The 26,615-nt window shown below is 72.4% G+C and carries 29 protein-coding genes and 1 pseudogene; 8 read left to right on the top strand and 22 right to left on the bottom strand.

Features of this window, described 5'->3' with window-relative positions:
- Positions 1-3: 3 nt before the first annotated feature.
- From CEB94_RS26560 to sigE, 3 genes are all read right to left on the bottom strand, one after another.
- On the bottom strand, positions 4-2,121 hold the full coding sequence (locus tag CEB94_RS26560) for a trypsin-like peptidase domain-containing protein (RefSeq protein ID WP_175434586.1): 2,118 nt from the start codon (positions 2,119-2,121) through the stop codon (positions 4-6).
- Positions 2,122-2,252: 131 nt separating this feature from the next.
- Positions 2,253-3,293 carry an anti-sigma factor family protein gene (locus CEB94_RS26555; RefSeq protein ID WP_175434585.1) on the bottom strand — a complete coding sequence of 347 codons (1,041 nt, stop codon included), beginning with the start codon at positions 3,291-3,293 and terminating at the stop codon, positions 2,253-2,255.
- Entirely contained in the window at positions 3,290-4,063 is a 774-nt protein-coding gene (sigE, locus tag CEB94_RS26550; RefSeq protein ID WP_246111923.1) for an RNA polymerase sigma factor SigE, read from the bottom strand. The genes CEB94_RS26555 and sigE overlap by 4 nt, the downstream gene beginning before the upstream one ends.
- 162 nt (positions 4,064-4,225) lie before the next feature.
- Between sigE and CEB94_RS26545 the strand changes: the two genes are divergently transcribed.
- Positions 4,226-4,924 carry an O-methyltransferase gene (locus CEB94_RS26545; RefSeq protein WP_269465895.1) on the top strand — a complete coding sequence of 233 codons (699 nt, stop codon included), beginning with the start codon at positions 4,226-4,228 and terminating at the stop codon, positions 4,922-4,924.
- A gap of 117 nt (positions 4,925-5,041) precedes the next feature.
- On the opposite strand, the gene CEB94_RS26540 is transcribed toward CEB94_RS26545, so the two are convergent.
- Positions 5,042-5,209 carry a DUF3117 domain-containing protein gene (locus CEB94_RS26540; RefSeq protein WP_003966491.1) on the bottom strand — a complete coding sequence of 56 codons (168 nt, stop codon included), beginning with the start codon at positions 5,207-5,209 and terminating at the stop codon, positions 5,042-5,044.
- A 153-nt stretch (positions 5,210-5,362) separates the two neighbouring features.
- On the bottom strand, positions 5,363-5,527 hold the full coding sequence (locus CEB94_RS26535; RefSeq protein WP_175434584.1) for a hypothetical protein: 165 nt from the start codon (positions 5,525-5,527) through the stop codon (positions 5,363-5,365).
- Positions 5,528-5,594: 67 nt separating this feature from the next.
- Here CEB94_RS26535 and chcB point away from each other — a divergent pair, with 67 nt between their 5' ends.
- Positions 5,595-6,398 carry a 2-cyclohexenylcarbonyl CoA isomerase gene (chcB, locus tag CEB94_RS26530; protein WP_175434583.1) on the top strand — a complete coding sequence of 268 codons (804 nt, stop codon included), beginning with the start codon at positions 5,595-5,597 and terminating at the stop codon, positions 6,396-6,398.
- Positions 6,399-6,485: 87 nt separating this feature from the next.
- On the opposite strand, the gene CEB94_RS26525 is transcribed toward chcB, so the two are convergent.
- Together CEB94_RS26525 and CEB94_RS26520 are read right to left on the bottom strand one after the other, a co-directional pair.
- A complete protein-coding gene (locus CEB94_RS26525; RefSeq protein ID WP_175434582.1) occupies positions 6,486-7,073 on the bottom strand; it encodes a DNA-3-methyladenine glycosylase I in 588 nt (195 codons plus the stop codon).
- On the bottom strand, positions 7,070-7,459 hold the full coding sequence (locus CEB94_RS26520) for a DivIVA domain-containing protein (protein WP_175434581.1): 390 nt from the start codon (positions 7,457-7,459) through the stop codon (positions 7,070-7,072). The genes CEB94_RS26525 and CEB94_RS26520 overlap by 4 nt, the downstream gene beginning before the upstream one ends.
- Before the next feature lie 144 nt (positions 7,460-7,603).
- On the opposite strand from CEB94_RS26520, the gene folP reads away from it, so the two are divergent.
- Positions 7,604-8,464 carry a dihydropteroate synthase gene (folP, locus tag CEB94_RS26515; protein ID WP_175434580.1) on the top strand — a complete coding sequence of 287 codons (861 nt, stop codon included), beginning with the start codon at positions 7,604-7,606 and terminating at the stop codon, positions 8,462-8,464.
- A gap of 110 nt (positions 8,465-8,574) precedes the next feature.
- Here folP and CEB94_RS26510 read toward each other — a convergent pair whose 3' ends face one another.
- Positions 8,575-9,333 carry an LOG family protein gene (locus CEB94_RS26510; RefSeq protein ID WP_175434579.1) on the bottom strand — a complete coding sequence of 253 codons (759 nt, stop codon included), beginning with the start codon at positions 9,331-9,333 and terminating at the stop codon, positions 8,575-8,577.
- A 119-nt stretch (positions 9,334-9,452) separates the two neighbouring features.
- The gene (gene dapE / locus CEB94_RS26505; RefSeq protein ID WP_175434578.1) at positions 9,453-10,532 is read right to left on the bottom strand and encodes a succinyl-diaminopimelate desuccinylase; all 1,080 of its coding nucleotides are present in this window, start codon (positions 10,530-10,532) and stop codon (positions 9,453-9,455) included.
- Positions 10,533-10,617: 85 nt separating this feature from the next.
- On the opposite strand from dapE, the gene CEB94_RS26500 reads away from it, so the two are divergent.
- Together CEB94_RS26500 and CEB94_RS26495 are read left to right on the top strand one after the other, a co-directional pair.
- Positions 10,618-11,598: a VldE C-terminal domain-containing protein gene (locus CEB94_RS26500; protein WP_175434577.1), complete on the top strand. Its 981-nt coding sequence runs from the start codon at positions 10,618-10,620 to the stop codon at positions 11,596-11,598.
- A gap of 341 nt (positions 11,599-11,939) precedes the next feature.
- Entirely contained in the window at positions 11,940-12,386 is a 447-nt protein-coding gene (locus CEB94_RS26495; RefSeq protein ID WP_175434576.1) for an ATP-binding protein, read from the top strand.
- Positions 12,387-12,461: 75 nt separating this feature from the next.
- On the opposite strand, the gene CEB94_RS26490 is transcribed toward CEB94_RS26495, so the two are convergent.
- Entirely contained in the window at positions 12,462-13,553 is a 1,092-nt protein-coding gene (locus CEB94_RS26490) for a bifunctional succinyldiaminopimelate transaminase/glutamate-prephenate aminotransferase (protein WP_175434575.1), read from the bottom strand.
- 119 nt (positions 13,554-13,672) lie between these two features.
- Positions 13,673-13,993 (bottom strand): ferredoxin, encoded by a 321-nt coding sequence (gene fdxA, locus CEB94_RS26485; RefSeq protein WP_003973842.1) that lies wholly within the window; start codon positions 13,991-13,993, stop codon positions 13,673-13,675.
- Between the two features lie 140 nt (positions 13,994-14,133).
- Between fdxA and CEB94_RS26480 the strand changes: the two genes are divergently transcribed.
- Both CEB94_RS26480 and CEB94_RS26475 read left to right on the top strand, forming a co-directional pair.
- Positions 14,134-15,165 (top strand): GNAT family N-acetyltransferase, encoded by a 1,032-nt coding sequence (locus CEB94_RS26480; RefSeq protein ID WP_175434574.1) that lies wholly within the window; start codon positions 14,134-14,136, stop codon positions 15,163-15,165.
- Positions 15,166-15,182: 17 nt separating this feature from the next.
- Positions 15,183-16,034: a transglutaminase family protein gene (locus tag CEB94_RS26475; protein ID WP_175434573.1), complete on the top strand. Its 852-nt coding sequence runs from the start codon at positions 15,183-15,185 to the stop codon at positions 16,032-16,034.
- A gap of 91 nt (positions 16,035-16,125) precedes the next feature.
- Here the strand turns inward: CEB94_RS26475 and CEB94_RS26470 are convergent, their stop codons facing one another.
- The 10 genes and pseudogenes from CEB94_RS26470 to CEB94_RS41090 all read right to left on the bottom strand — a co-directional run.
- Positions 16,126-16,740, bottom strand: a complete 615-nt coding sequence (locus CEB94_RS26470; RefSeq protein ID WP_175434572.1) for a response regulator transcription factor — start codon at positions 16,738-16,740, stop codon at positions 16,126-16,128.
- The gene (locus tag CEB94_RS26465; protein WP_175434571.1) at positions 16,737-17,906 is read right to left on the bottom strand and encodes a sensor histidine kinase; all 1,170 of its coding nucleotides are present in this window, start codon (positions 17,904-17,906) and stop codon (positions 16,737-16,739) included. Before CEB94_RS26465 ends, CEB94_RS26470 begins: the two co-directional genes overlap by 4 nt.
- Entirely contained in the window at positions 17,903-18,643 is a 741-nt protein-coding gene (locus CEB94_RS26460) for an ABC transporter permease (RefSeq protein ID WP_175434570.1), read from the bottom strand. The genes CEB94_RS26465 and CEB94_RS26460 overlap by 4 nt, the downstream gene beginning before the upstream one ends.
- Complete coding sequence (locus tag CEB94_RS26455) at positions 18,640-19,551, bottom strand: ABC transporter ATP-binding protein (RefSeq protein ID WP_175434569.1); 912 nt, start codon at positions 19,549-19,551, stop codon at positions 18,640-18,642. Before CEB94_RS26455 ends, CEB94_RS26460 begins: the two co-directional genes overlap by 4 nt.
- Positions 19,552-19,694: 143 nt before the next feature.
- On the bottom strand, positions 19,695-22,430 hold the full coding sequence (locus CEB94_RS41095) for a hypothetical protein (RefSeq protein ID WP_342789918.1): 2,736 nt from the start codon (positions 22,428-22,430) through the stop codon (positions 19,695-19,697).
- Between the two features lie 156 nt (positions 22,431-22,586).
- Positions 22,587-22,997: a DUF6113 family protein gene (locus CEB94_RS26445; RefSeq protein WP_175434568.1), complete on the bottom strand. Its 411-nt coding sequence runs from the start codon at positions 22,995-22,997 to the stop codon at positions 22,587-22,589.
- Positions 22,994-23,854: an N-acetyl-1-D-myo-inositol-2-amino-2-deoxy-alpha-D-glucopyranoside deacetylase gene (gene mshB / locus CEB94_RS26440; protein ID WP_175434567.1), complete on the bottom strand. Its 861-nt coding sequence runs from the start codon at positions 23,852-23,854 to the stop codon at positions 22,994-22,996. The genes CEB94_RS26445 and mshB overlap by 4 nt, the downstream gene beginning before the upstream one ends.
- A gap of 61 nt (positions 23,855-23,915) precedes the next feature.
- Positions 23,916-24,533: a Uma2 family endonuclease gene (locus tag CEB94_RS26435; protein WP_175434566.1), complete on the bottom strand. Its 618-nt coding sequence runs from the start codon at positions 24,531-24,533 to the stop codon at positions 23,916-23,918.
- Between the two features lie 52 nt (positions 24,534-24,585).
- Positions 24,586-25,548 (bottom strand): helix-turn-helix domain-containing protein, encoded by a 963-nt coding sequence (locus tag CEB94_RS26430; RefSeq protein ID WP_175434565.1) that lies wholly within the window; start codon positions 25,546-25,548, stop codon positions 24,586-24,588.
- A 225-nt stretch (positions 25,549-25,773) separates the two neighbouring features.
- Positions 25,774-26,032, bottom strand: a pseudogene (locus CEB94_RS41090) (ATP-binding protein); the annotation flags it as partial.
- A gap of 59 nt (positions 26,033-26,091) precedes the next feature.
- Between CEB94_RS41090 and CEB94_RS26420 the strand changes: the two are divergent.
- The gene (locus CEB94_RS26420) at positions 26,092-26,295 is read left to right on the top strand and encodes a DUF397 domain-containing protein (protein ID WP_175434563.1); all 204 of its coding nucleotides are present in this window, start codon (positions 26,092-26,094) and stop codon (positions 26,293-26,295) included.
- 69 nt (positions 26,296-26,364) lie between these two features.
- Here the strand turns inward: CEB94_RS26420 and CEB94_RS26415 are convergent, their stop codons facing one another.
- Entirely contained in the window at positions 26,365-26,559 is a 195-nt protein-coding gene (locus CEB94_RS26415) for a hypothetical protein (RefSeq protein WP_030842840.1), read from the bottom strand.
- Positions 26,560-26,615: the final 56 nt, after the last annotated feature.

Here is a 26,615-nt window from a genome sequence, read left to right as displayed (position 1 = left end):
GTCTCAGCCACCGGACGATCCGAGGACGAGTGAGACCTTCCGCTCCTTGCCGCCGCGCTCGACGGTCAGCTCCAGCCGGTCGCCGGGCCGGTGCGCCCGGGTCTTGACGATCAGTTCCTCGCCGGAGTGCACACGCTGTCCGTCGACCTCCGTGATGACGTCGCCCGCCTTGATCCCGGCCTTGGCGCCCGGGCCGCCCGCGGCGACCGGCGCCCCGCCCTCGCTGCCCTCGGTGGCGACGCGGGCGCCGTCGCCCGTGTAGTCCATGTCCAGGGTGATGCCGATGACCGGGTGGGTCGCCTTCCCCGTGTTGATCAGCTCTTCGGCGACGCGTTTGCCCTGGTTGATGGGTATGGCGAAGCCGAGGCCTATCGATCCGGACCGGCTGCCGTCCTGCGTGGAGCCGCTGTCCGCCGAGCGGATGGCCGAGTTGATGCCGATGACCCGGGCCCGGGCGTCGAGCAGGGGCCCGCCGGAGTTGCCGGGGTTGATGGGCGCGTCGGTCTGTAGCGCGTCGACGTACGACACGTCGCTGCCGTCGCCCTTCTCGCCGCCGGCCGTGATGGGCCGCTGCTTGGCGCTGATGATGCCGGAAGTGACCGTGCCGGCCAGGTCGAAGGGGGCGCCGATGGCCACGACCGGGTCGCCGACCTGCACGTTGTCCGAGTTGCCGAGGGGCAGCGGGGTGAGTCCGCTGACGCCCTTCACCTTCACGACGGCGAGGTCGTAGCCGCTGTCCCGGCCGACGACCTCGGCCTGGGCGGTCTGTCCGCCGTTGAAGGTCACGGTGATCCCGCCGCCCGATCCGGCGGGCTGTACGACGTGGTTGTTGGTGAGGATGTGCCCGCGGGCGTCGAGCACGAAGCCGGTGCCCGTGCCCTGCTCGCCCGCGCCGCTGACATGCAGGGTGACCACACTGGGCAGGGCCCGCCCGGCGATCCCGGCCACACTGCCCGCGTCCCGCGCGGAGGCCTCCCTCCCGGCCTGCGGCAGCTCGATGGTCCCGACGCCCCCGTTCCGCTCCAGATACGTCCCTACGGCGCCGCCGATGCCCCCGGACACCAGCGCGAGCAGCACGGCACCGAGCACCAGGGACTTCTTGCCCCGCTTGCGCCGCTGTTCTGTACTGAGGACCGCGGCGCCGTTCTGCTGGAGGGGCCCGTGCCCCCCGGCGGCCGCGGGAGCCGCCCAGGGGTCGTAGCGCTGCCAGGGGTCGGTGGCGGGCCCGGAGGCCCGCGCGTCGGCGTGGACCGGCAGGGCCGCCATGGACACGGGGGAGCCGGGGGGCGGCATCTCGACGGGCGGGTGAGCGGCAGGCCCGGGGATGCCAGGAGACGGCATCTCGGTCGACCCGTGAACGACAGGCGCGGGAACGCCAGGCGCCGCCATCTCAGCCGACCCGTGAACGACAGGCGCGGGAACGGCAGGCGCCGCCATCTCAGCCGACCCGTGAACGACAGGCGCGGGAACGGCAGGCGGGGGGCTGTCAAGGGCCGGTGCAGGCGGTACGCCGTGCGCCGACGGCACGGCGGGGGTGCCCGGCGGGGTCGGCTGCCCCGGTATCGCCCCGCCCTGCGTGGGGGTCGTCGCCGGGTGCTGTACGGGCGGCGCGGGCGCCCAGGGCCCGGGTTCGCCGTAAGGCGGGGTGCTGTAGGGGTCGGGGTCGTGCAGCGGCCTGCGAGCGCCTTCGGCCGGCACGGCGGGTGAGCCGGGGGCGACCGGGACGTCCTGGCCTGCCTCCCGGGCAGCGGGGACCGCAGCAGGGGCCTCTACGGCGCCGTCGGCAAGGACCTGGCCGGGGGCGGGTGTACCGGCGACGCCGTCGCCGGTCTCCGCCGCCCCGGGTGCCGATGCGGCGGGCTCGCCTGCGCCCCCGGCCGGAACCGCTTCGGGACGCCTCAACTCGTAGTCGCCGTCTCCGGCGGGCCGAGCCGCAGGACGTGCCAGCTCGAAGTCCCCGTCGGCGCCGGTCGGGTCCGCCGGGGCCGTCACCGGCCCGTGCACCCCGTGCACGCCCGGGTCCTCCGTCACGGCTCCCTGCGTACCCTCAGGCTCCCCCGGAAGGTCCTGCGGCCGTGGACGGCTCCACCACTTCGCTTTCGTGGGCTTCCCCTCGTTCATGCTCTCCCCACAGCCGCGGCACGGCTCGTCGCGGTGGCCGCAGTTCGTCGAATCGGCGCCCGGCCACACCTCGGCGGCGGGCGACAACCCCCGGATTCAATCAGGTTCGCGGCCCGGTGCGCAGAGTCCGGTCAGTGAGCCGTACGCGAGGAGGCGGGGGAAGAGGGGGACGAGGCCGGGTCCGGGAGGGGCACGGCGAACAGGGGGGCCGTGATCTCGGGCACCGAGGACCACGAGGTCAGGGCAGCCGGCGTGGCCGCTTCGAGCGGGCGTATCAGCGGGGACATGGCGGCGGCACCGGCCACGACCGGGGCGGTCAGCGCGTGCAGCGCGTGGTGCCGGGCGGCGAACGGCACCCCGGGCAGCAGCGGCGCCGACACCTCGGTCGGGGCGACCGGGGCATGGCCGAGCAGGTTCTGGCCGTGCACCTGCCCGAGCAGCGGCGCCGTCCGGCGGCGCTGGGATTCGGGCGGTGTCGCGGCGCCGGTGCCCTGGGTGCGCATCGGTGTCACGTTGCTCCCCGTGCCCTGGCCGCCGCGGGCGTCCGTGTCGGTCGGGGTGACGGTGCTGACGCCGCCCAGCGCGATCGCGGCCAGCGACACGGCACCGGCCGCGACGAACGCGAACCGCAGCCGCGAGGAGGACCGGTCGGTGTCGGGCCGGCCGACATCGTGAATACGAAAGCCCCTCCCAGGGGGGAGGCCCCGGTGGCCGGAGGGCAGACCGCTGGTTTCGGAAGGGAGGCCCCGGCTTCCCGGGGAGGCGGGCAGCACGGGCAGGTGCGGCCGGGCCGGGGCGTACCCGAACTCGAACCGCTCGCCGCGCTTCACTCCGAAGGCCCCGGAGGATCCGAACCGTCCGGACAGTCCTCCGGGCAGCCCTCCCCCGCCCGGCGGTGTGAGATCACCGTCCGGGCCGCCGCCCGAGGGTAGTCCCTGCAGGCGGGCCAGGAAACTCTCGGAAGGGGGCGGCGGGGCCGCCTCCGCGAAGACGTTCTTCAGCCGGCGCTGGGCGTCCACCTCCGTCTTGCACTTCGGGCAGGTGGCCACATGCGCCAGTACGCGCTCACGCGCGTCATGACCGAGCTCTCCGTCGACCAGGGCGGAGAGTCGGTCCCCCAGATGCTGCTCTGCGAGGTGACCCTCGGAAGCTTTCGGACGAGATCCGCTCACGCGCTCGCGCCCCCTCCGCCCAAGGCGGGAACACGGGGCACGAAGGAGCGGCGCTCGGCCCGCGCCTGCGGAGAACGGTGCGCAAGGGCCTTGCGCAGCTGGGAGCGGCCACGGTGGATCCGCGAACGGACCGTGCCCAGCTTGACCCCGAGGGTCGCGGCGATCTCCTCGTACGACAGTCCTTCGATGTCGCACAGGACGACCGCGGCGCGGAACTCCGGGGCGAGGGTGTCGAGGGCCTGCTGGACGTCCGCGTCGAAGTGCGCGTCGTTGAAGACCTGCTGCGGCGAGGGCTCCTTGCTGGGCAGCCGCTCGGCAGCGTCCTCGCCGAGCGCGTCGAAGCGGATGCGCTGCTTGCGGCGGACCATGTCCAGGAACAGGTTCGTGGTGATGCGGTGCAGCCAGCCCTCGAAGGTGCCCGGCGTATAGGTCGACAGGGAGCGGAAGACGCGGACGAAGACCTCCTGCGTGAGGTCCTCCGCGTCGTGCTGGTTGCCGGTCAGACGGTAGGCGAGCCGGTAGACCCGGCCGCTGTGCGTGCTGACGATCTCCTCCCACGTGGGCGGAGTCCACGCCTGCCCGTCCGCGTCAGTGGTGAAGGTCGCGGTCTGGGCGAAGTCAGCGGCGTGACTGTGGTCAGCAGCGGTGTCGTTCACGGATGTCAGCCTGCCCGCCGATCCGAGGAAGCGCCGCAGCACTCCTCCGCGATCCACAGGCGCGGCCGCACCTCCCCTGTCAGCTCTGGTGGTGTCCAGTGGAGCCCCTACCATAGCCACCTCGCCCGTTAGGACCGGATAAGCGGTTTTACGAGAATTTGATCTGGGCTGATACGCCTCGTACTGCTGCGTTGGCACTTGCTCGACGTCCTGTTCCACCGCCCGCCCCCCGTCCCGACCCGCGCCACTTGCTCATCCCTTTAAACGACCGGTCCCATCTGCGGGTTCCCGTGCCCAACGGATACAGTCACGCCCAGGCATTCACGGGGACAGGAGAGGGTCATTACCGGCAACCGGCAGACGAGCTGGGCGTTCGCCGACGCCTATGTCGCCGAGGACGAAGCGCTGCACTGGGCCCGGGACCGGGCCCGTGAGGCAGGGCTGCGCTCGGTGACGCCCGGCACGGGCGCCGCGCTGCGGTTGCTGGCCGCGTCCGTCGACGCGAAGGCCGTCGCGGAGATCGGGACCGGCTGCGGTGTCTCCGGGATCCACCTCCTGCACGGTATGCGGCCCGACGGTGTCCTGACGACCGTGGACCCCGAGCCGGAGCACCAGCAGTTCGCCCGCCAGGCCTTCCGCGCCTGCGGCTTCGCCAGCAACCGGGCCCGCTTCATCCCGGGCCGCGCCCTGGACGTGCTGCCCCGCCTCGCGGACGCCGGTTACGACCTGGTGTTCTGCGACGGCGACCGCCTGGAGGTCATGGACTACCTCGCTGAATCGTTGCGTCTGCTGCGCACCGGCGGGCTGGTCGTCTTCGAGGGCGCCTTCGCGAACGGCCGGACGGTGGACTCCGGTCCGCAGCCCACGGAGGTGCTGCGGCTGCGGGAGCTGCTGCGCGCGGTGCGCGAGAGCCAGGAGCTGGTGCCGTCCCTGCTGCCGGTCGGCGACGGTCTGCTGTGCGCGGTGAAACGCTAGCCGGGTCGCACGTTAGCGGAGCCGGAGCCGGGGCAGGCGAGTGTCACCGGTGAGAAAACAGCCGCCCCGGCACCACATGGATGCCGGGGCAGCTGAAAGGGTATGGTCGCTTGCGCCTCAGCCGACGACCTTCTTGAGGGCGTCGCCCAGCGCGTCGGCCTCGTCAGGGGTCAGCTCGACGACGAGCCGCCCGCCGCCTTCGAGCGGAACGCGCATGACGATGCCCCGCCCCTCCTTGGTCACCTCGAGCGGGCCATCACCCGTTCGCGGCTTCATGGCCGCCATGCTCGTTCCCCTTCCTGAAACCCAGCTCATCGTCAAAGCCGACGGCCCTGAAGAAGGGCACACGTGCGGCCCTTGTGGCAGGACCCGCGACACCGGCATCGAACACATTGCTTCCAAGCCATTATCCCGCATCTCAGGACCCGATGACCAACATCAGTCGGCATCGCTTGGGCAACGCACGCGAGCAAAACCACTCAATTCGGCGATGAGACTGCGATACTCCGCCACCGCACACACATCCGCCGAAGCAATCCGGGCGAGAATTCTTTGACGCAGGTCACACGTCCGGTCCGGTTCGCCGTCGGCGATCTCCGTCATGCTGTCCTGCAGACCCGGGGCGTACCGGCCGGTACGCCCCTGATCCGCGACCCGGAGGGGATACGCCATGACCGACACCGTGCTCTACGAGGTGAGCGACGGACTCGCGACGATCACGCTGAACCGCCCGCAGGCGATGAACGCGCTGAACGTGGAGACCAAGGTCGCCCTGCGGGAGGCGGTCCGGTCCGCGGCGGACGACGCCGCCGTGCGGGCGGTCCTGCTGACCGCCGCCGGTGACCGGGCGTTCTGCGTCGGGCAGGACCTCAAGGAGCACATCGGGCTGCTGGTCGCGGACCGGGAGGCCGGGTCGGGTCAGACCATGAGCACGGTGCGGGAGCACTACAACCCGATCGTGCGGGCGCTGGCCGGGGCGGCGAAGCCGGTCGTCGCCGCGGTGAACGGGGTGGCGGCCGGGGCGGGCTTCGGCTTCGCGCTCGCCGCGGACTACCGGATCGTGGCGGACACGGCGGCGTTCAACACCTCGTTCGCGGGGGTGGCGCTGACCGCCGACTCGGGGATCTCCTGGACGCTGCCGAGGGTGGTCGGGCCGGGGCGGGCCGCCGATCTGCTGCTCTTCCCGCGGAGCATCAGCGCGCAGGAGGCGTACGAGCTGGGTATCGCGAACCGGCTGGTGCCGGCCGGTGAGCTGCGGGCCGAGGCCGAGAAGGTGGCGCGGGCGCTGGCCGAGGGGCCGACGGTGGCGTACGCGGCGCTGAAGGAGTCGGTGGCGTACGGGCTGACGCACTCCTTGGAGGAGGCTCTGGAGAAGGAGGACGAGCTGCAGACGCGGGCCGGTTCCTCAGAGGATCACGCGATCGCGGTGCAGGCCTTCGTCAACAAGGAGAAGCCGAAGTATCTGGGCCGGTGAGCTCGGGGCCGTAGCGCGTCTGCGGACCGGTAGGGGCTGGTCGCGCCCGCGCGGCGGAGCCGCACATCGACTCAGCCCCCGCGCCCCTCAAGGGGCGCTTCTCGCCCGGCAGGTCTCCAGGTGATCGTTCACCAAGCCGCACGCCTGCATCAGGGCGTACGCCGTCGTCGGGCCCACGAAGCGCAGGCCTCGCTTCTTGAGGGCCTTGGACAGAGCCGTCGACTCGGGCGTGACGGGCGGGACGTCGGAGAGGGTCTTCGGGACCGGCCGGCCGGCCGGGTCGGGGGCGTGGGACCAGATCAGGGCGTCCAGTTCGCCCGGGGACCACTCGGTCAGCGCACGCGCGTTGGCGAGGGTCGCGTCGATCTTGGCGCGGTTGCGGATGATGCCGGCGTCGGCCAGGAGGCGCTCGCGGTCCTCGTCGGTGAAGGCGGCCACCGATGCGATCTTGAAATCGGCGAAGGCGGCGCGGAAGCCGGGGCGGCGGCGCAGGATCGTGATCCACGACAGGCCGGACTGGAAGGCCTCCAGGCTGAGGCGCTCGAAGAGCGCGTCGTCGCCGTGGACCGGGCGGCCCCACTCCTCGTCGTGGTACGCCACGTACTCCGGGGCGGACAGGGCCCAGGGGCAGCGCGGCGCGCCGTCCGGTCCGGCCAGGGCGGCGCCGTCGCTCACGGCCGGTCCTCCTGCCGCGGGGCGGGCTTGTCCATGGACACGTGGTTCTCCCCGGACGCGTGCACCGGCCCGTGGGCGGAGCTCGACCGGGCGCCGGCCAGGGCCGACTCCAGGTCGGCGATGCGGGCGTCGCGCTCGGCGAGCTCGGCGCCCAGGCGGCTGAGGGCGTCGTCCACGTCCGCCATCCGGTAGCCGCGGGCGGCGAGCGGGAAGCGCAGGCCTTCCACGTCCGCGCGGTCGACCGGGCGGTCCGGCGGCAGCGGATCCCGCAGCCGCTCGGGGGCGGCCTCGGGCAGCGGCCCGTTCTCGCCGCCGCCCACCACGGCGAGCGTCACCGCGGCGACCACGACGGCGAGCGCGACGACCAGGAACAGGAACATAACCATCGCGGGGCCCCCACGGTCGGATGGATCGGACTCTTCGGAAGTCCTCCGAGTCGCATGTTGTCAGGCTCCGATCGTGCCATGCGAGTCCGGCGGTTAGGGTCGCAGGCGGCGTAAGACGGGACGCACCAGGAAAGGTCACAGGGGATGCTCAGGCTGGGCAGGCGAGACTTCGGGACGCACGAGCCGGTGATCATGGCGATCGTGAACCGCACCCCGGACTCCTTCTACGACCAGGGCGCCACCTTCCGCGACGAGCCGGCCCTCGCGCGCGTGGAGCAAGCCGTGACCGAGGGTGCCGCGATCATCGACATCGGCGGGGTCAAGGCCGGGCCGGGCGAGGAGGTCACGGCCGAGGAGGAGGCCCGGCGGACGGTCGGGTTCGTGGCGGAGGTGCGGCGGCGGTTCCCTGACGTGATCATCAGCGTGGACACGTGGCGGGCCGAGGTCGGCCGGGCCGTGTGCGAGGCCGGGGCCGATCTGCTGAACGACGCGTGGGGCGGTGTCGATCCGGGCCTCGCGGAGGTCGCCGCGCGGTATCAGGTGGGGCTGGTGTGTACGCACGCCGGCGGGGCGGAGCCGCGGACACGGCCGCACCGGATCGCCTACGACGATGTCATGGCGGACATCCTGGACGTCACGGTCGGGCTGGCCGAGCGGGCGCTGGCGCTGGGGGTGCCGCGGGAGTCGATCATGATCGACCCGGGGCACGACTTCGGGAAGAACACGCGGCACAGCCTGGAGGCGACGCGGCGGCTGGACGAGATGGTCGCCACGGGGTGGCCGGTGCTGGTGTCGCTGTCCAACAAGGACTTCGTGGGAGAGACGCTGGACCGGCCCGTGAAGGAACGGGTCGTGGGGACGCTGGCGACGACGGCGGTGTCCGCGTGGCTGGGGGCGCGGGTGTACCGGGTGCACGAGGTCGCCGAGACGCGGCAGGTGCTGGACATGGTCTCGGCGATCGCGGGGCATCGGGCTCCTGCCGTTGCCCGGCGCGGGTTGGCTTAGCCACTTCCTTGCCGGGCCCGAGTACCAGGGGGTCCGCCCCCTGGTCCCCCGGCCCTACGCCCACTCGCCGCCCGCATCGGCCGGACAGGAAACCCCGGCTCGAAGCCCCTCTAGCGGCCGGCCTCCTTCGACACCAGGGCCACCGCTTCGTCCACGTCGTCCGTCACGTGGAACAGCAGCAGGTCCTTCTCCGCCGCCTTGCCCTGGGCGATCACCGTGTCGCGGAGCCAGCCGACCAGGCCGCCCCAGTACTCGGTGCCGAAGAGGACGATGGGGAAGCTGGTGACCTTCTGGGTCTGGACGAGGGTGAGGGCCTCGAAGAGTTCGTCGAGGGTGCCGAGGCCGCCGGGCAACACGACGAAGCCCTGGGCGTACTTGACGAACATCATCTTCCGGACGAAGAAGTAGCGGAAGTTCAGACCGATGTCGACGTAAGGGTTCAGGCCCTGCTCGAACGGCAGCTCGATACCGAGGCCGACCGAGATGCCCTTCGCCTCGACGGCGCCCTTGTTGGCCGCCTCCATCGCGCCCGGGCCGCCGCCGGTGATGACGGCGAAGCCCGCCTCGACCAGGCCCCGGCCCAGCCGGACGCCCGCCTCGTACTCGGGTGAGTCCGCAGGTGTCCGGGCCGAGCCGAACACGCTGATCGCAGGCGGGAGCTCGGCGAGCGTGCCGAAGCCCTCGATGAACTCCGACTGGATGCGCAGCACGCGCCAGGGGTCGGTGTGGACCCAGTCGGAGGGAGCGCGTTCGTCCAGCAGGCGCTGGTCGGTCGTCGCCGACTGCACCTGGTCCCGTCTGCGGAGGACCGGGCCCAGGCGTTGTTCGTCCGGCGGCTGCTTCTTCCCCTCGGGGTTGCCGGTCGCCATGTGCGCTCCCTCCGTCGTGCCTGTCTTGCCACCTCAGCGTAGATCTACGCGGGTTACGAACGAGGGACGTGAGCATGTCCGCGATGAAGCGCCGTAAACACGATGACGTCCCGGCGGGGTCAGGCGGTCAGCCAGTTCCTGAGGCGCTCCTCGCCCGCGAGGATCTTCGCGATCTCCACGCGCTCGTCCCGCTTGTGCGCCAGGTGGGGGTTGCCGGGGCCGTAGTTGACCGCGGGGACGCCGAGCGCGGAGAAGCGGGAGACGTCCGTCCAGCCGTACTTCGGCATCGGGGTGCCGCCGACCGCCTCGATGAACGCCTTCGCCGCCGGATGGGACAGACCGGGCATCGCCGCGCCGCTGTGGTCGACGACCTCGAACTCCTCGACCCCGCAGTCCGCGAAGACCTCCCGGACGTGGGCGACGGCCTCCTCGGGCGTGCGGTCGGGCGCGTAGCGGAAGTTGACGGTGACGACGCACTCGTCGGGGATGACGTTGCCGGCCACTCCCCCGCCGATGCCGACCGCGTTCAGGCCCTCGCGGTACTCCAGGCCGTCGATCACGGGCCGGCGCGGCTCGTAGGAGGCCAGGCGGGCGAGGATCGGGGCCGCGGCGTGGATCGCGTTGGAGCCCATCCAGCCGCGCGCAGAGTGGGCCCGCTCGCCCGTGGTCTTCAGCAGCACCCGCAGCGTGCCCTGGCAGCCGCCCTCGACCTGGCCGTCCGACGGTTCCAGCAGCACCGCGAAGTCGCCCTCCAGCCACTCGGGGTGCGTCTCGGAGACGTGCTTGAGGCCGTTCAGCTCCGCGGCGACCTCCTCGTTGTCGTAGAAGACGAAGGTCAGGTCGCGGTTGGGGGCCGGGACCGTGGCCGCGATGCGCAGCTGCACGGCCACGCCCGACTTCATGTCGCAGGTGCCGCAGCCCCACAGGACGCCGTCCTCGTCGAGCCGGGAGGGGACGTTGTCCGCGATCGGGACGGTGTCGATGTGGCCGGCCAGGATCACCCGCTCCGCGCGCCCGAGGTTCGTGCGGGCCACCACGTTGTTGCCGTACCGGTCGACCCTCAGATGGGGCAGCGCACGCAGCGCGGTCTCGATCGCGTCGGCCAGGGGCTTCTCGGTGCCGCTCTCGGAGCGGAAGTCGACGAGCCGGGCGGTGAGCTCCGCGGCGTCCAGCGTGAGGTCAAGCGAGGTGTCGGCCATGCCGTCGACCCTAACGCGCCAGGCCGCGGCCTCACTGTCCACACCCTGCTCATGCCACTCCGTACTCTCCAGTACCTTGTACGGCGTGCCAGAGTCGTCCTCTCCCAAGCGTCGTGGCCGCCTCTTCCGATGCGGGGCCGCCTTCGTGGCCCTGCTCGCGGTCGCCGGCTATCTCCTCGTGCAGTACGTGACCGGGGGCTCGGGCGGACCGGGCTGCAAGGTCGTCTCCGGCAAGGGCGACGGGGCGTCGTACGAGTTCACGCCGGAGCAGGCGGTGAACGCGGCGACGATCACCGCCGTGGGGACCGCGCGCGGCCTGCCCGAGCGGGCCGTGACCATCGCGCTGGCGACCGCGCTGCAGGAGTCGGCCCTGCGCAACATCAAGCACGGCGACCGGGACTCCCTCGGCCTGTTCCAGCAGCGGCCCTCGCAGGGCTGGGGAACACCGAAGGAGATCATGGACCCGACGTACTCGGCCGGTGAGTTCTACGACCACCTGGTCAAGGTGCCCGGGTACACCCGGCTGCCGCTCACCGTCGCCGCGCAGCGTGTGCAGCGCAGCGGCTTCCCGCAGGCCTATGCCAAGCACGAGCCGGACGCCGCGCTGCTCGCCGCGGCCCTCACCGGGCAGTCCGCGGCCACGCTGACCTGCGAGGGCCGCCCGGCCGCGACCCGGGCCTCGGGCCCCGACGGGGTGCGTGCCGCGCTCGTGCGGGACTTCGGGCGGGATGTGCTGGAGCCGGCCGGTGCCGAGGTGGGCGGCTCGTCGACGGCCACGCCGACACCGTCCCCGAGCGGTACGGGCGCAACCGGCGGGCGGACCGTGACCCTGCCGGTGACCGCCGACACCAGCTCCGCGGCCGGGCGGAGCCTGGACCAGCGCGGCTGGCAGCTGGCCCACTGGGCCGTGGCCAACGCCTCCGAGCTGCACATCGCGCGCGTCACCTACGCGGGTCGGGAGTGGGTCGCCGGAAACACCGTCGGCACATGGCGCACCGCCGCGGAGAAGGGCACCGCGGGTGCGGAACGTGACGCGGACGCCGTCCGTATTGTCACGATGCGCTAGATCGCGCAGGGGTACGGTAACTCACCCTTGGGGGTTACCCGTGCGGCTCCGCGCCGACGGTGTGCGCAGGTTTTCGTGCCCTCACCCGGAAACTCCGGAAACCCTTGGGCGCACAGGGCTGGAAGGATTCGGCGGGCTTTCCGGCGGCGACCTTTTTGCCCGTTTGTCCGTAGCCGATTATGCGACGCATTACCAACTCTTTACGTTGCGGCGCCGCAACTTTCGCGGGTTTCAAGCGGTAGTCACTGCGTCCGAGCCGGGGCGATCACAGCCAGTCGATCAACTCCCGGTGCCGGTCGGACACTTCACGAACCTCTGTTCTCTCCCGTCGAAGGAGCACCATGTCCCTCCCCCTGACCCGCCGGATCGCCCGTGCCGCGCTGATCGTCGCTGCGGGAGCGGCCGCCGGGGTCGGTGCGGCCGGCTCCGCCAGTGCGGCCCCCGAGCTGCCGGCCAACCCGAACCTCGGCGGGCTGACCGCCTTGGACGGGGCGAACGTCGGCAAGACCGTCGACGGCGCGGCGACGAACGTCACCAAGACCGCGGGTGACACCGGCAGCAAGACCGTCAAGAAGGCGGTGCCGGCCGCGGGCAAGCTCGGCGGCAAGACGGTCAAGAAGGCCACGCCCGTCGCGCAGAAGGCGGCCGGTGAGGCGGCGGGCTCCGCCGGGCAGCTCGTCGGTGAGGCCACCGGTTCGGCCCAGGGTGGTCTGCCGACGGACTCCCTGGCGAAGGGTGGCGTGCCGTCCACGGGCAGCCTTCCGACGAAGGGCCTGCCGGTCGGCTGACGCCGGATCCGACGGCCGAAGGGGCCCGGGGAAACTTCCCCGGGCCCCTTCGGTATGCGCTCACCGCGGCGGCGGTCACAGACGCCGTACCGCCGCCGCCACCCTCTCGTCCGTCGCCGTCAGAGCCACGCGGACGAACTCCGCGCCCGCCGGGCCGTAGAAGTCGCCCGGTGCCACGAGGATGCCGCGTTCCGCGAGGTGGGCGACCGTATCCCAGCAGGACTCGCCCCTCGTGGCCCACAGGTAGAGGCTGGCCTCGCTGTGCTCGATGCGGAAGCCATGGGTGTGGAGGGCCTCGCGCAGGAGCTCGCGGCGGGACGCGTAGCGCTCGCGCTGGACGCGCACGTGGTCGTCGTCGCCGAGGGCCGCGATCACCGCCGCCTGCGTCGGAGCCGACGTCATCATGCCGCCGTGCTTGCGGATCTCCAGCAGCGGGCCGAGGACCGCCGGGTCACCGGCCAGGAAGGCCGCGCGGTAGCCCGCGAGGTTCGAGCGCTTGGAGAGGGAGTGGACGGAGACGATGCCGTCGTACGAGCCGCCGCTTACGTCCGGGTGCAGCACCGAGACCGGATCGGCCTCCCAGCCCAGCTCCAGGTAGCACTCGTCGGAGAAGAGCAGGATGCCGTGCGAGCGGGCCCAGGCGACGATCCGGGTCAGCTCCTCCTTGGAGAGGACCTTGCCCGTGGGGTTGGACGGGGAGTTCAGCCAGAGGAGCTTCAGGCCCTCGGGGTCCAGCTCCGTCGGATCGTCGTAGGCCTCGTACTCGGCCCGGGCCAGCCGGGCGCCGACCTCGTAGGTCGGGTAGGCCAGGCGCGGGTAGGCCACCCGGTCGCCGGGGCCGAGGCCCAGCTGGGTCGGGAGCCAGGCGACGAGTTCCTTGGATCCGACGATCGGCAGCACGTGGCGGTGGGTGACCTCCCGGGCGCCGAGGCGGCGCTCGACCCAGCCGGTGATCGCGTCGCGCAGCTCGGGCGTGCCCCAGACCGTCGGATAGCCCGGCGAGTCGGCCGCGGCGACCAGCGCTTTCTGGATCAGCTCGGGGACCGGGTCGACCGGGGTGCCGACGGACAGGTCGACGATGCCGTCCGGGTGGGCGGCGGCCGTGGCCTTGTACGGGGTCAGCTTGTCCCAGGGGAACGTGGGGAGGCGGTCGGAGACTGCGGACACGGGTTCTGGCTCACTTTCTGGTCCGACGAGCCGGTTACGGCAAACGCCTCGGACCCGTACGGCGATCAACGGGCTGATCGGGCCGTACGGGACCGAGGCGGCGCTCGTGCGGGCCGCTCTTACTGGTTCTGCGGCGGCAGCGCGGCGACGAAGGGGTGGTCGCGCTCGATCAGCCCCAGCTTGCTGGCTCCGCCGGGCGAACCGAGCTCGTCGAAGAACTCGACGTTCGCCTTGTAGTAGTCCTTCCACTCCTCGGGAGTGTCGTCCTCGTAGAAGATCGCCTCGACCGGGCAGACCGGCTCACAGGCACCACAGTCGACGCATTCGTCCGGGTGGATGTACAAGGACCGCTGGCCCTCGTAGATGCAGTCGACCGGGCACTCCTCGATGCACGCCTTGTCCTTGACGTCGACACAAGGCTGCGCGATGACGTAGGTCACGCTGTCGTTCCTCCTCGATAGGGCGCTGGCGGGCCTCCTCAGGCTCCGCCGCCTGGCGCGCGGGAGCGCGGCGTCGTCGATGCCCGCCCCTAGTATCTCCGTTCCTGGGCATGATCCGAACAGGAGGGGTGAACTGACCTGTGGAATTCTCTGCCGCCGGGCGACTCGAGGTCCGTATCACCGCTGCTGACGTGGGCAAACGGGTCTCAGTGCGGAGCTTGACCGAACATGAGGCTCCGGGTGAGAGATTCACCGACACGGTCGGTGTTCTCACATTTTGGGACAATGGTGTGCTGCTGATCACACGCAAGAGTGGCGAGAGCGTCCGTATCGCGGAATCCGCGCTGGTCGCGGGCAAGACCGTGCCCGCCGCACCGGCGCGTCGCCGCGGCCCGGCCGCCGCCTACGAGGAGCTGGCCCGGGTCGCCGCACGGGCCTGGCGGCCCGTGGAGAGCGAGCGGCTCGGCGCGTGGGAGCTGCGGGCCGCGTCCGGGTTCACGCGGCGGGCCAACTCGGTGCTGCCGCTGGGCGCGCCGGGCGTGCCGCTGGACGAGGCGCTCGACGCCGTACGGCGGTGGTACGGCGAACGCGGACTGCCGGCCTACGTCCAGGCCGCGACCGGTGCCGAGGGCACGCAGGAGCTGCTCTGCGCCGAGCTGGAGCAGCGGGGCTGGGTGCGGGAGGTGACCGCCGAGCTGTGGGCCGGGCCGCTGGCGCCGGTCGCCGACCGGGGTGATCCGGCGGGGGTCGTGCTGTCCCGGGAGGCCGGTGAGGGCTGGCTGGCCCGCTACCAGCGCAAGGGCGTGAGCGAGGTGGCGCTGCGGGTGCTGCACAGCGGGCCCTCCGTGTGGTTCGCGACCGTGTCCGGGGAGACCGGGGAGGCGCCTCCGGCCGCCATCGGGCGGTGTGTCGTCGACGGGCGGTGGGCCGGATTCGCCGCCGTCGAGGTCGATCCGGCCCTGCGGCGGCAGGGGCTGGGCACGGCCGTGATGGCCGCGCTGGCCCGGCGGGCCCTCGACGAGGGCGCGTCGGCCGCGTGGCTCCAGGTCGAGGCCGACAACGCGGGAGCGCGGGCGCTGTACGCCGGGATGGGCTTCGCCGCGCACCACGCCTACCACCACTACCGGGCGCCGGACGACCACCGGCACCGGCCGGTGACCGATTCGTCGTGAGAGGGCACGAGCCAGCTATGCGTCCCCCGTTTCCCCCGTCCCCCGAGCGTTCCGCCGAGCTGCGGCGGCGCTTCGCCGAAGAGGCCCGGTCCGAGCGGCCCGATCTGTCGACGCTGTGCCTGCTGGTGGGCGCGGAGGCGGACGGGGAGCTGGACGAGGCGGGCCTGGACACCGCGCAGATCGAGCTGGACCGGCTGGCCGGGCTGCTGCCGTACCGGCCCGCCGGGCCCCGGGCCTGGGCGGTCGCCCTGCGGGAACTGCTCGGTGAGCGGATGGGGTTTCACGGCGCCCCCGGCGACTATCAGCGCCTGGAGTCCTCGCTGCTGCATGAGGTGCTGGTGCGGCGCAGGGGGTTGCCGATCCTGCTGTCCGTGGTGTGGATGGAGGTGGCCCGGCGGGCGGGGGCGCCGGTGTGCGGGGTGGCCCTGCCGGGGCATTTCGTGGTCGGGTTCGGGCCCGACGAGGGGCGGGTGCTGGCCGACCCGTTCGACGGGGGGCGGGTGCTGAGCGGGACGGATGCGGAACTGCTGGTGGCCGGGGCGACGGGGGCTCAGCTGGATGCGGCGATGCTGCGGCCGGCGGATCCGCTGGATGTGGTGCTGCGGATCCTGAACAACGTGCGGGCGTGGGCCGCTGCCCGTCCCGAGCGGTCGGATGTGGCGTTGTGGGCGGTGGAGTTGTCGCTGTTGTTGCCTTCGCATCCGGCGCGGTTGCGGTACGAGCGGGCGCGGTTGCTCGTGCAGCGCGGGGAGTTCCTGGGCGGGGCCTCGGAGTTGGAGGCCTACGCGAAGGTGGTGGAGGCCGTGGACGAGGCTGCGGCGGAGCGGGTGCGGGGGGAGGCTTTTGCGGCCCGGGCGATGCTCAACTGACGCCTTCTCGCCGTGAGGCTCAGGGTTGCCGGGCGGGTGCGGGTTCGTCTGGGCTTGTCGCGCAGTTCCCCGCGCCCCCAGGAAGGTCGGTTCACAACCAGCCCTTTTCCCGCGCTGCTCGGACCGCCTCCGTTCGGTTTCTCACCGCCAGTTTCTGGATCGCCGTGGAGAGGTAGTTGCGGACCGTGCCCTGCGAGAGGTGCAGGGATGCTGCCAGTTCGGCGTTGGTGGAGCCGTCCGCCGCCGCGCGGAGGACTTCTCGTTCGCGGTCCGTCAACGGGTTCGCGCCCTCCGCCAGGGCCGCTGCCGCGAGCGTCGGGTCGATGACGCGTTCGCCGGTGAGGACCTTGCGGATCGCCTCGGCGAGCTGGGCGGCGGGGGCGTCCTTGACCAGGAACGCGTCGGCGCCCGACTCCATGGCGCTGCGCAGGTAGCCCGGGCGACCGAAGGTGGTGAGGATGACCAGCCTCACGGCCGGGAGTTCGGCGTGCAGGCGGGCCGCGACCTCGATGCCCGTCGCGCCGGGCATCTCGATGTCCAGGAGGGCCACGTCCACGGCGTGTGCGCGGGCCGCCTGCAGGACCTCGTCGCCGCGGGCCACCTGGGCGACGACCTCGATGTCCTCCTCCAGGCCGAGCAGAGCGGCCAGGGCCTCGCGGACCATCGACTGGTCCTCGGCGAGCAGGACCTTGATCGTGCGGCTCATGCCGGGGATCCTACGTCCGCCGGTCCGGCCGTCGGCACCCGGGCGACCAGGCGGAAACCGTGCTTGAGCGGGCCCGCCTCCAGGGTGCCCCCGGCCTTGGTGAGCCGTTCGGTGAGGCCCGTGAGGCCGTTTCCGTGGCCGGTGCCCGGGCCGCCCGAGCCGTCGTCCTCGACGGTGAGTTCCAGCACCGGGCCGTCGAGGGTCTGGCGGCGCAGCAGCTCGACCGAGCAGTGGCGGGCGCCGCTGTGCCGTACGACGTTCGTGACCGCCTCGCGCAGTGCCCAGGCGAGAGCCGACTCGCTCACCTCGGGCACACCGGCGAGGCCGGGCTCGGCGGGCAGTGCGGCGGTGACGCCGGCCGCGGTCAGGGCGACCCGGGCACCGGCGAGTTCGGCGTTCAGGCGGGGGCGCCGGTAGCCGGTGACGGCCTCGCGCACGTCGACGAGGGCCTGGCGGCTGACCTGCTCGATGTCGGCGACCTGCTGGGCGGCCTCGTCGGGGCGGGCGGGCAGCATCCGGCCGGCGAGCTCGCTCTTGAGCGTGATCAGGGAGAGCGAGTGGCCGAGCAGGTCGTGCAGGTCCCTGGCCAGGCGCAGGCGTTCCTCGTTGGCGGCGAGCTGGGCGACGGTGGCGCGGGCCTCGCGCAGGGCGATGGTCGTCCGCACGAGTTCGCGCACGCCGGTCATCGCGAAGCCGCCGAGCAGGGCCGGAATGAGGAGGCTCGCCAGGTAGAAGTGGCCGCCCGGCACCGCGAGCGCGACGGCGGTCAGCAGCGCGCACGTGCCCGGGATCGTCCAGCGGGCCACGCGCAGCGGCAGGGCCGCGCCGGACGCGATCGAGACGTACACGAACAGCACCAGCCACTCGCGGCCCAGGGTGAGGGCGAGGAGCGTGGACTGGGCCGCGAGGACCCCGAGCGAGCCGAGCACCAGGGCGTTGCGCTCGCCGCGCCCGGTGCGGAAGACCAGCAGCATGTACCAGGTGACGAAGGCGGCCAGGCCCAGCCAGCCGAGGATCCGGACGCCCGTGCTGTGGCCGCCGTGCAGCAGGTCGGTGACGGGTGCGCTCAGGTAGGCCAGCCAGATGCCGATCCACAGCGTCTTCACCAACCGCTGTCTGCGGTTGACCGGGCGCTGCCCGATACCGACGACCTCGACGTCGCTCACGCCTTCAGGGTGTCCTTTCGGTACAGCCAGGCCGCGCCGCCCGCGAACAGGACGAAGGACACCACGAGTACGGCGAGGTCCTGGACGTGCGGGGCGCGGCTCTGCTCGATGGCCTGCCCGAGGGCAGCGTACGCGTGGGTGGGCAGCCACTTCGCGATGTCCTGGAGCCAGTCCGGGAAGGTCGTCGTGGGCATCCACAGGCCGCCCAGCATGGACAGGCCGAAGTAGGTGATCATCGTGATCGGGCGGACCGCGTCCCCGCCGGCCAGGTAGCCGATGGCGACGCCGAGCGCGGCGAAGACGAGGCTGCCGGCCCAGATCGCGCCGGTGAGGGCGAGCCACTGCCAGGCGTCCAGGCGTACGTCCTTCACGGCCGCGGCGACGGCGAAGACGATGACGATGGACGGCAGGCTGACGACGGCGGCGCTCGCGGTCTTGGCGAGGACGTAGCCGCGGCCCGGCAGCGTGGTCAGGCGCAGCTGCCGCACCCAGCCGCACTCGCGCTCCTTGGCGATGCGCTCGCTGTTGCCCATGAGGACGGCCGTGAGGGCGCCGAAGGACGCCATGGACACCATCATGTAGGTCGGGAGGGTCAGGCCCGTGCCCGGGACCTTCGCGGTGCTGTCGGCGTTGCCCGCGACGATCAGGAACAGCACCGCCGGGTAGATCACGGAGAAGAAGAGGAACTTGCGGTTGCGCAGGGCGCGGGTGAGTTCCAGTTTGATCAGGCTGTTCACCGGGACTTCGCCTCCTCGGCGGTGGTGATGGCGACGAAGGCCTGCTCCAGGCCGAGCCCGGCCACTTCGAGGTTGCGGGGGTAGACGCCCAGGCCGTACAGGGCGTGGACGGTGGCGTCGGCGTCGGCGGACTGGATGCGCACGGTCCGGCCGGAGATGTCGATCCCGGTCAGGAACGGCAGGGCGCGCAGGGCGGGCTCGTCGATGGCGCCCTCCACGTCGAAGGAGACCCGGCGGGCGCCCGCCCTGGCCTTGATCTCGGTGGCCGTGCCGTCGGCGAGGAGCCGGCCGCGGTGCAGGACGAGGACCCGGTCGGCGACGGTGTCGGCCTCTTCGAGGTAGTGGGTGGCGAAGAGGACGGTCCGGCCCTGGTCGGCCTGCTCGCGCATGGTGGCCCAGAAGGCCTGGCGGGTGGTGACGTCCATGCCGGTGGTGGGCTCGTCCAGGACGATGAGGTCGCTGTCGCCCGCGGTGGCCAGGGCGAAGCGGACGCGCTGTGCCTGGCCGCCGGAGAGTTTGTCGACCTTGCGGTCGGCGATCTGCGCGATGCCCGCGCGGGACAGCACCTCGGAGGGCCGGTACGGCTTCGGGTGCAGGTCGCAGGCGAGCCGCACGAGTTCGGCGACCGTGACCTCGCCCATGAGGCCGCCGCTCTGCAGCATGGCGCCCACGCGTCCGGCGACGACGGCGTCCCGGGGGCTGGTGCCGAAGAGCCGGACCGTGCCGCTGTCGGGCTTCTTGAGGCCGAGCAGCAGGTCGAGGGTGGTGGACTTGCCGGCGCCATTGGGGCCGAGCAGGGCGACGGTCTGCCCCGGGCTGAGGTCGAGGGTCAGTCCGTCCACGGCGCGGACGGCGTCGTATGCCTTGCTCACCTGGTCGAACTCGACCACGGAGGCTGTCGTTGTCATACGGACATCGTGGCTTCGGGGGAGCCGGCGGGGGCAGTGCCGGGCGTCCGGAGTGCCGCATGACAGTTGTCATGTCTGCGAGGTGACGAGGAGAGCCCCTGCCCTCACCGGGCAGGGGCTCTCGTGCGGCGGGTGGCCGGAGGTCAGTTCGGCTTGGTGTCGATGACTCCGATGCGCTCCGCCGGGGTCTTGCCACGCAGGGCCTCGCGCAGCGCCGTGACGACGTCCTGCGGCGTGACGTCCCGCTTGCCGCTCGCGCCCTCGATCTGCACGCCCTCGAAGGTCTGGCCGTATGCCTCCTGCAGCGCCTTGAGGTTGTAGGTGTCCACCAGCTTGCCGTCGACGGCCTTGAAGCTCAGGATCTTCGGCAGGGACAACGCGCCGAACGGGATGCTGTGCGCCGCGTCGGTCTGCACGATGGCCTTGGCCGACATCGCGGGCTGGGCGAAGTCCTTCAGCACCCGGTCGACCTCGGCGTTCGAGACGGTCGGCTGCCGGGTGGTGGTCGGCAGGTTCACCGTGCCGGCCGTGCCGGTCTCCACCTGGGAGCGGTATGCCTGCTCCACGGTCGTCGTCGCCTTGGCGAGGTCGATGCCCTTGCCCACCTTGCCGTACACGGGGACGGCCTTGCCTCCCTTGAACTCGATCGTGCCGTCGGTCGACGCGCCGGAGCCGCCTACGGCGTCCTCCAGAGAGGCGTGCAGCTTCTCCTCGTCGACGGGCATGACCGGCGTGACGACACGATGCTCGCCGAAGAGGGAGCCGATCACGGAGACCGGGTTGTAGTCGCTCTTCGCCGCCGCGTCGGCCGTGGCGTCCATGTCGAACTGCAGGCCCGCGTTGTCCGGGTCGAGGCTGACGGCCTTGCCGCCCACCGACAGCTTCAGCGGCTTGCCCGCATTGCCGTCGAAGGCCTCGTCGAGCTTCTTGACCGCGCCGTCGCGGGTGGTGCCACCGATGTCGACGCCGAGCACGGTGGTGCCCTTGGGCACGTCGGTGCGGTTCATCAGCAGGCCGGCGCCGTAGACACCACCGGCGAGGACGACCACGCCGACGGCCAGCAGCACGAGCTTGCTGCGCCCCTTTTTCTTCGGCGCCTTCGAGGAGCCCGCCGGGGGCGGGGAGACCGGCTCGGGCAACTTCGGAGCCGTGTGCGGCACCGGACCGTCACCGGGCGCGCCCGGGCCGAACGGCGAGGCCGCGCCGGGCGGTACGACGGGGATGCCGCTGGTGACGGTGTGCCCGGAGACGTTGTCGTGCCGGGGGCCGAAGCCCTGGCCGTCCGGGGCCGGCTTCTGCGGGGTGAGGATGGCGGTGTCGTCGCTCATGCCGCCACCGGGGCGGGGGCCTGCGGCGCCGGGAGCGGTGGTGCCGCCCTGGGCGCCCGGGCCCGCGGGGCCGCCAGGAGCTCCGGGTACGCCCGTACCGGCGGAGCCGCCCGAGGCGCCCGTGCCGCCGCCTATGGCTCCGGGGCCGACGGGTGCGCCGGGGCCTCCCGGCCGGCCGGGGTCGTTGAAGGCGCCGGGGGCTCCAGGGCCGCCGGGACGGCCGGGCTCGTTGAAGGCCCCGGGAGCACCGGTGCGGCCCGGGTCGCCGAAGCCGCCAGGGCCGCCAGGGCCGCCGGGACGGCCGGGCTCGTTGAAGGCCTCAGGGCCACCGGGCCTGCCAGGGTCACCGAAACCGCCAGGGCCGCCAGGGGCACCGGACTCGTTGAAGGCCCCGGGGCCACCAGGCCTCCCCGGCTCACCGAAACCGCCAGGGCCGCCGGGAGCACCGGGAGCACCGGGAGCACTGAAGGTTCCAGGGACGCCCGGCTCGTTGCCGAAGCCGCCTGGGGCGCCCGGGTTGCCGGGGCCGCCGGGTGCGTTGAAAACTCCGGGTCCGCCCGGGCCCGCGGGGGCGTTGAAGCCGCCCGGGCCACCCGGGCCGCCCGGCTCGTCGAAGCCGCCCGTTCCACCCGCCGACGGCACCATCGGGCCGTCACCCGTGACCGGTCCGCCCGTCGGGCCGGCCGGGCCCTGGGATCCGGGGCCGCCGTAGCCGTTGGCGGTGCCCGGGCCGGACCGACCGCCGTTGCCGTCCTGCCCGTCGCGGCCGTTCTCCGAGAAGTACGGCAGGTCGTCGCGGCGCTGTTCGCCGCCGCCCGGGGCGGGACGCGAGCCGTTGCCCAGCGGGCCCGCCGCCAAGGCCTCGGTGACGTCGAAGGAGCCGGTGCCGCCGCCGTGCCCGGGCGCGACGGGGCCGCCGGTCGCGCCGCCGGGGAGCCCGGCGCCGTTCGTACCGCCGGACCGGGAGCCGCCCGGCGCGCCCATGGAGCCGACCACGCCTCCGGGCCGCCCGGCACCCGGCCGGGCCCCACCGGACGTGCCGGCACCGGAACCGCCCGCCGCCGGACCCGAACCGCCCGGCAGCCCGGCCCCGTTGCTGGACCCGCTGCCCGGACCGCCCTTGCCTCCGCCGGACTTGCGGGGTGCGAACCAGTCGCTGGCCGGCTTGTCGTCGCCCGGCTGCGCGGGGTCGGCGGGAGGCTCGACCGTGCCCGTGCCCGTGCCCGTGCCCGTGCCCGTTCGCGTGGACGGGGCGGCGCCCGGCGCCGTCGAGGTCTCACCGTGCGTGTCGGTGTCGGCCGAGCTCTCCGCCTCCGCGACGGGTTTGCGCACCACCACGGGCGGAATGGGCCGCGACCCGGGGATGTTGATCCGGATCCGGGTCGTCAGCGTGGTCTCGGTCTTGCGTTCCTCCGGCCGCGTGGCGGAACGGCCCGCGTCCGTACCGGCGTCGGAGACCGTCGGGGTCCCGTACGGCGGCGTACCCGACGGGTAGGCGGCTCCGCCGCGCCCGTTGGGCCCGGAGGACGGAGTGTCAGTTTCACGACTCAAGGCAGGTTCTCCCGGTTGGCTCCGCCGCCCGACACGACCTCACGCGGGCAGCTCGGCGGCGCGCACCACCATACTGGCCACTTCTCGCCCGTATCCCGTGACCGCCGGGGAAACTCACACCGGACCCCCACGGCCACGTCCTGGCGAAGTGGTACGTCACTTGGCAAGTCGGACGGGATCGCCGTCCGGTTGCCGCCCCGGGGCAAGGGTGGCGCAGATCACAGCCACGGCGATGCCTCCGAGCAGGAAGAGATAGGAGCCGCTCCCCGCGGCGAAGAGGAAGTCGCCCTCGGGGCGGCTGGCGGTGAGCAGGACGACGGCGAGCATCCAGCCCGCGGCGGCCGCGACGCCCCCGGCCCGGCCGCGGATGACGCGCGTGGCGCCCAGGACGGCTCCGGCCTCACCGGCCAGCGCGAGCAGCAGTCCACCCGGGAACCACCCGGGCTGCACCAGCGCCCCGGCCACGCCGGTCACGGCGCCGAGCACGAAGAACGCCAGGCAGGCGCCGACGCGTCCGGCGGTGGGCGGCCGCATCGGCTGGGCGAGCATGGACGTCCGGTCGCTCATGAGGTCTCCTCGACACCGGCGAACAGGTCCGTCTCCCGCTCGCCGGGGCCCCGCTCGCCTCGCACCAGCTCGTAGTACTCGGTCGTGAGGATCGGCTGGGCGAGTTCGTTGGACAGCACGAAGTACGGCTCGGCCACAGTGATCTGCGTGGCGTGGGCGCGCATCGCGGCGGCCTTGGCGGCGGCGTGGGCGGTGCCGTCGATCACGGTGGTGATCCGCTCCTCGGGCACGACACCCGGTACGTCGTCGACGTCGGCGGCCTTGGCGAAGGGCGTGCCCGGCAGGTCCTCCCGGAGCCGCGCGAAGGACTCCTCCACAACCGGCCGGGGGACCCGGTTCCAGTAGATTTTGGGGATCGGCAGGCCGGCGTCGGCGGACAGGTCCGCGGCACGCATCGCGACGCGGTGGGCCTGGATGTGGTCGGGGTGGCCGTAGCCGCCGTTGTCGTCATAGGTGACGAGGACGTGGGGGCGTACTTCGCGGATCACTTCGACGAGGTGCGCCGCGGCCTCGTCGACGTCGGCCTGCCAGAAGCAGGCGGGGTCGTCGTTGTCGGGCAGGCCCGTCATCCCGGAGTCGCTGTAGCGCCCGGCGCCGCCGAGCAGGCGGAAGTCCCGGACGCCGAGCCCGGCCATGGCGGCGGTGAGCTCACGGCGGCGGTGCTGGCCCAGGGCGGCACCCGTCAGGTGCGCGAGCTCGGGCGGGATGACCTCGCCGCGTTCGCCGAGGGTGCACGTGACCAGGGTGACGTGGGCACCCTCAGCCGCGTACCTGGCCATGGTCGCGCCGTTGTTGATCGACTCGTCGTCCGGGTGCGCGTGCACCAGCAGCAGACGCCGGTCGGGCAGTTCCGTCATGGGACCAGCCTACGAGGCACCGGACCGCTGTTCGTCGCGCCCAGCGTCCGGATCACGCTCCTCAGGACTCGGCCTCTTCTGCACCGTCGTCCTGGTAGCGCGGAAGACCGCTCGTGGAGATGGTCCACTCACCGATGGTGACGTCTTCGCCGTAGACGAAGTTCTTGCGCACCGCGTAGCGAGGACCTTCCGGGGTGGAGTGGATGTCAGTGAAGACGGCACCGCTGCCGGTACGGGGATCGAAGATCACGTAGATCGGAATGCCGAGCAGTGGATAGTCGCGCATCTTGCCCACCCAGTCGTTCTCCGGGTTGGACCGGGAGACGATCTCGATGGCGGCGACGACCGTATGGGGGTCGACTGAGCCTTCTACGTCGAGATCAGCCCAGGCGATCACCATCACGTCCGGGTGCCGCAAGATGCCCTCGGGCACGTCTTCTACGTCAGGTGTGCCGTTGTGGGCCAGCAACTCGTCTGGCATGACCTTCTCCAGACGGCGGCTGACGTGCGCGGCCGTGACCTCGTGCGGGCCCCCCGGCGACATCATGTCGTGCACGATCCCTTCCTTGGTGACTTCGAACTTCCCGGGAAGGGTGTCGCCCATCGACTGCACGACATCCCTCATGGCCCGGTACAGATGGGAGCCGTCCCGCCGCGCGTTGCCGGGTGCGATGGTCATGGCGCTCGCTCCTCGTCGTCTGTGCCCAGGGGCAAGGATCGTCACGTTCATGCTAGGCGGCCTCCTGGAGGTCTGAGCGGCAGTCGCGGCAGCGGCCGGAGCGGGGAGCGCGGAATCCGCGGTCGCAGCCGTCGCAGTTCTGCATCGGGTGCCGTGCCGGTGGCGGCGGGGCGACGGCCGGTGCCCGGAACGGGGCCGGGGCCGGGAGCTGGGCGGCGATACGGTGGGCCAGGAGGGCGGCGGGCCGTCGTACACCCTCGGGCGGCAGGTCGGCGGTCAGGGCGCGGCGTACGGCGGCGGGGGTGACGTCCCGCTCCAGCCAGGCGGCGACGCCGGGGGCCAGGTGGGCCGTGTCGCAGGCGGAGAGGAGCAGCCGGGGGTCGTGGCGGTGGAGGTCCGCGAGGAGGTCGGTGGCGGCCTGGAGGAGGGCGGGGGCGGGGTACGCGGGGCGCGGTACGTCCGGGAGCGGCTTGCGGGGTGCTCGTTCCCTGCTCGCCGCCCGCGTGGGATGCGTCCGGTCTTCCTCGCACGCCTCCAGCTGCTGTGGTGCAGGCGCGGTTCGGGCCTCCGCCTGGTCGGGGGCTCCCGCGTGGTCGTGGACCTCGGGGCGGTGGCGGGCCGCCGCCGGCTGATTGCACGAGGTCGTGCGGGTCACGATGCGGCCCGTGGAGGTGCGGACGCGTTCGCGGCGCAGGTAGCCGTGGTCCTCCAGTTCGCGCAGAGCGGCAGCGATACGGGTCGCTCCCTCGGGGAACCGGGCGGCGAGGGTCTTGATATCGACAGCGGCGCCCTTCGGCAGCGACTGAAGGTGCGTGCCGAGCCCGATGGCGAGGAGCGAGAGTTCCCTGTGCTGGGCCAGGTGGTTGCCGATCACTGTGAAGCGGGTGGTGTGGCGGATGTTGTCGTGTTGGAGGCCGCCCGTGCGGCGGGCCGCGACGGGCCGCCGGTTCGGGTGCTTGTTGCCCGCAACGCGGGCCTGGGCGTGCGAGGGCACGCTAGGGTTCTGCGTATCCATCAGGAAGTTCCGCTCTTCCTCGGTGGTGAGGCCCTCGCACTGGGATTGCCGTCCCGGCGGGGGCCGTTTCATGTCTGCGGTTGTGGTGGCGCGTTGCGCTGAGCGTCGGGCTTCGGGGGCCGCAAATCCAGCCAGTCCGGAAATGTTCACCCGCCCGAGTGAGCGTGGCCACGGACGGGAGGGGTGAGGCTTGGTGGGGTTCTTTCCCTCGAAGTTCTTTGTCTTTCAGTCGCCGACGGCACCGGAGCGCGAGGGTGCGGGTTCCGGTGGCGTGAAGCTGAGTTCGGCCCAGACGGTCTTGCGCGGGAACTGCCCTTCGGTCACTCCCCAGCGGTCGGCCCAGTACCTCGACGAGCAGCAGACCCCGACCCGACTCGGCCACGGCATCAGGCGCTCGGAGCGCGGGCAGCCAGTCGCCGCGCGTGTCGGTGAGCTCGATGCGGACCGTGGCACCGACCACGTAGAGCGTGAGGCGAAAGCTTCGGCGCAGGCCCTCCCGCCGCGTGAGTCGGCCGCATTCATCGAGCAACTGCTGGGGGAGACATGAGCCGCAAGATCTCGTCCGGGGGCGCCGACCTGGCGTGGTTCAAGAGCAGCTACAGCAGCAGTGAGGGCGACTCGTGCGTGGAGCTCGCCACCGAGCCCGGCACCGTCCACGTCCGTGACTCGAAGAACGTCGAAAGTCCCCGCCTGGCCTTCACCCCCGCCGCGTGGGCCGACTTCGTGCCGTACGCGGTCGGGTCCTGAAGCGCACGAGGCACGCGCTCCGGCCGAGTCCCGGGTCTCACCCGAAGCCCCGGCCGGAAGCCACGACGGTCAGAACTTGATGCTGCCGATCATCCCCGCGATGTTCGTCGTCAGCTCGTTGATCGTGGGAGCGACGGTCGAGGAGGCGAGGTAGAAGCCGAGCAGCATGCAGACGATCGCGTGCCCCGCCTTCAGCCCCGACTTCTTGATGAGTAGGAAGACGATGATCGCCAGCAGCACCACCGCCGAAATCGAGAGTGCCACGGCGGCTCACCTCCAAAGATCCACAAGGGCGCGGGGGGTCGGACTATGGGGGCATC

Source organism: Streptomyces hawaiiensis (genome assembly GCF_004803895.1).
GTDB lineage: Bacteria > Actinomycetota > Actinomycetes > Streptomycetales > Streptomycetaceae > Streptomyces > Streptomyces hawaiiensis.
Note: the sequence above shows the minus strand (reverse complement) of the source record. Positions and strands in the feature narration are given on the sequence as shown.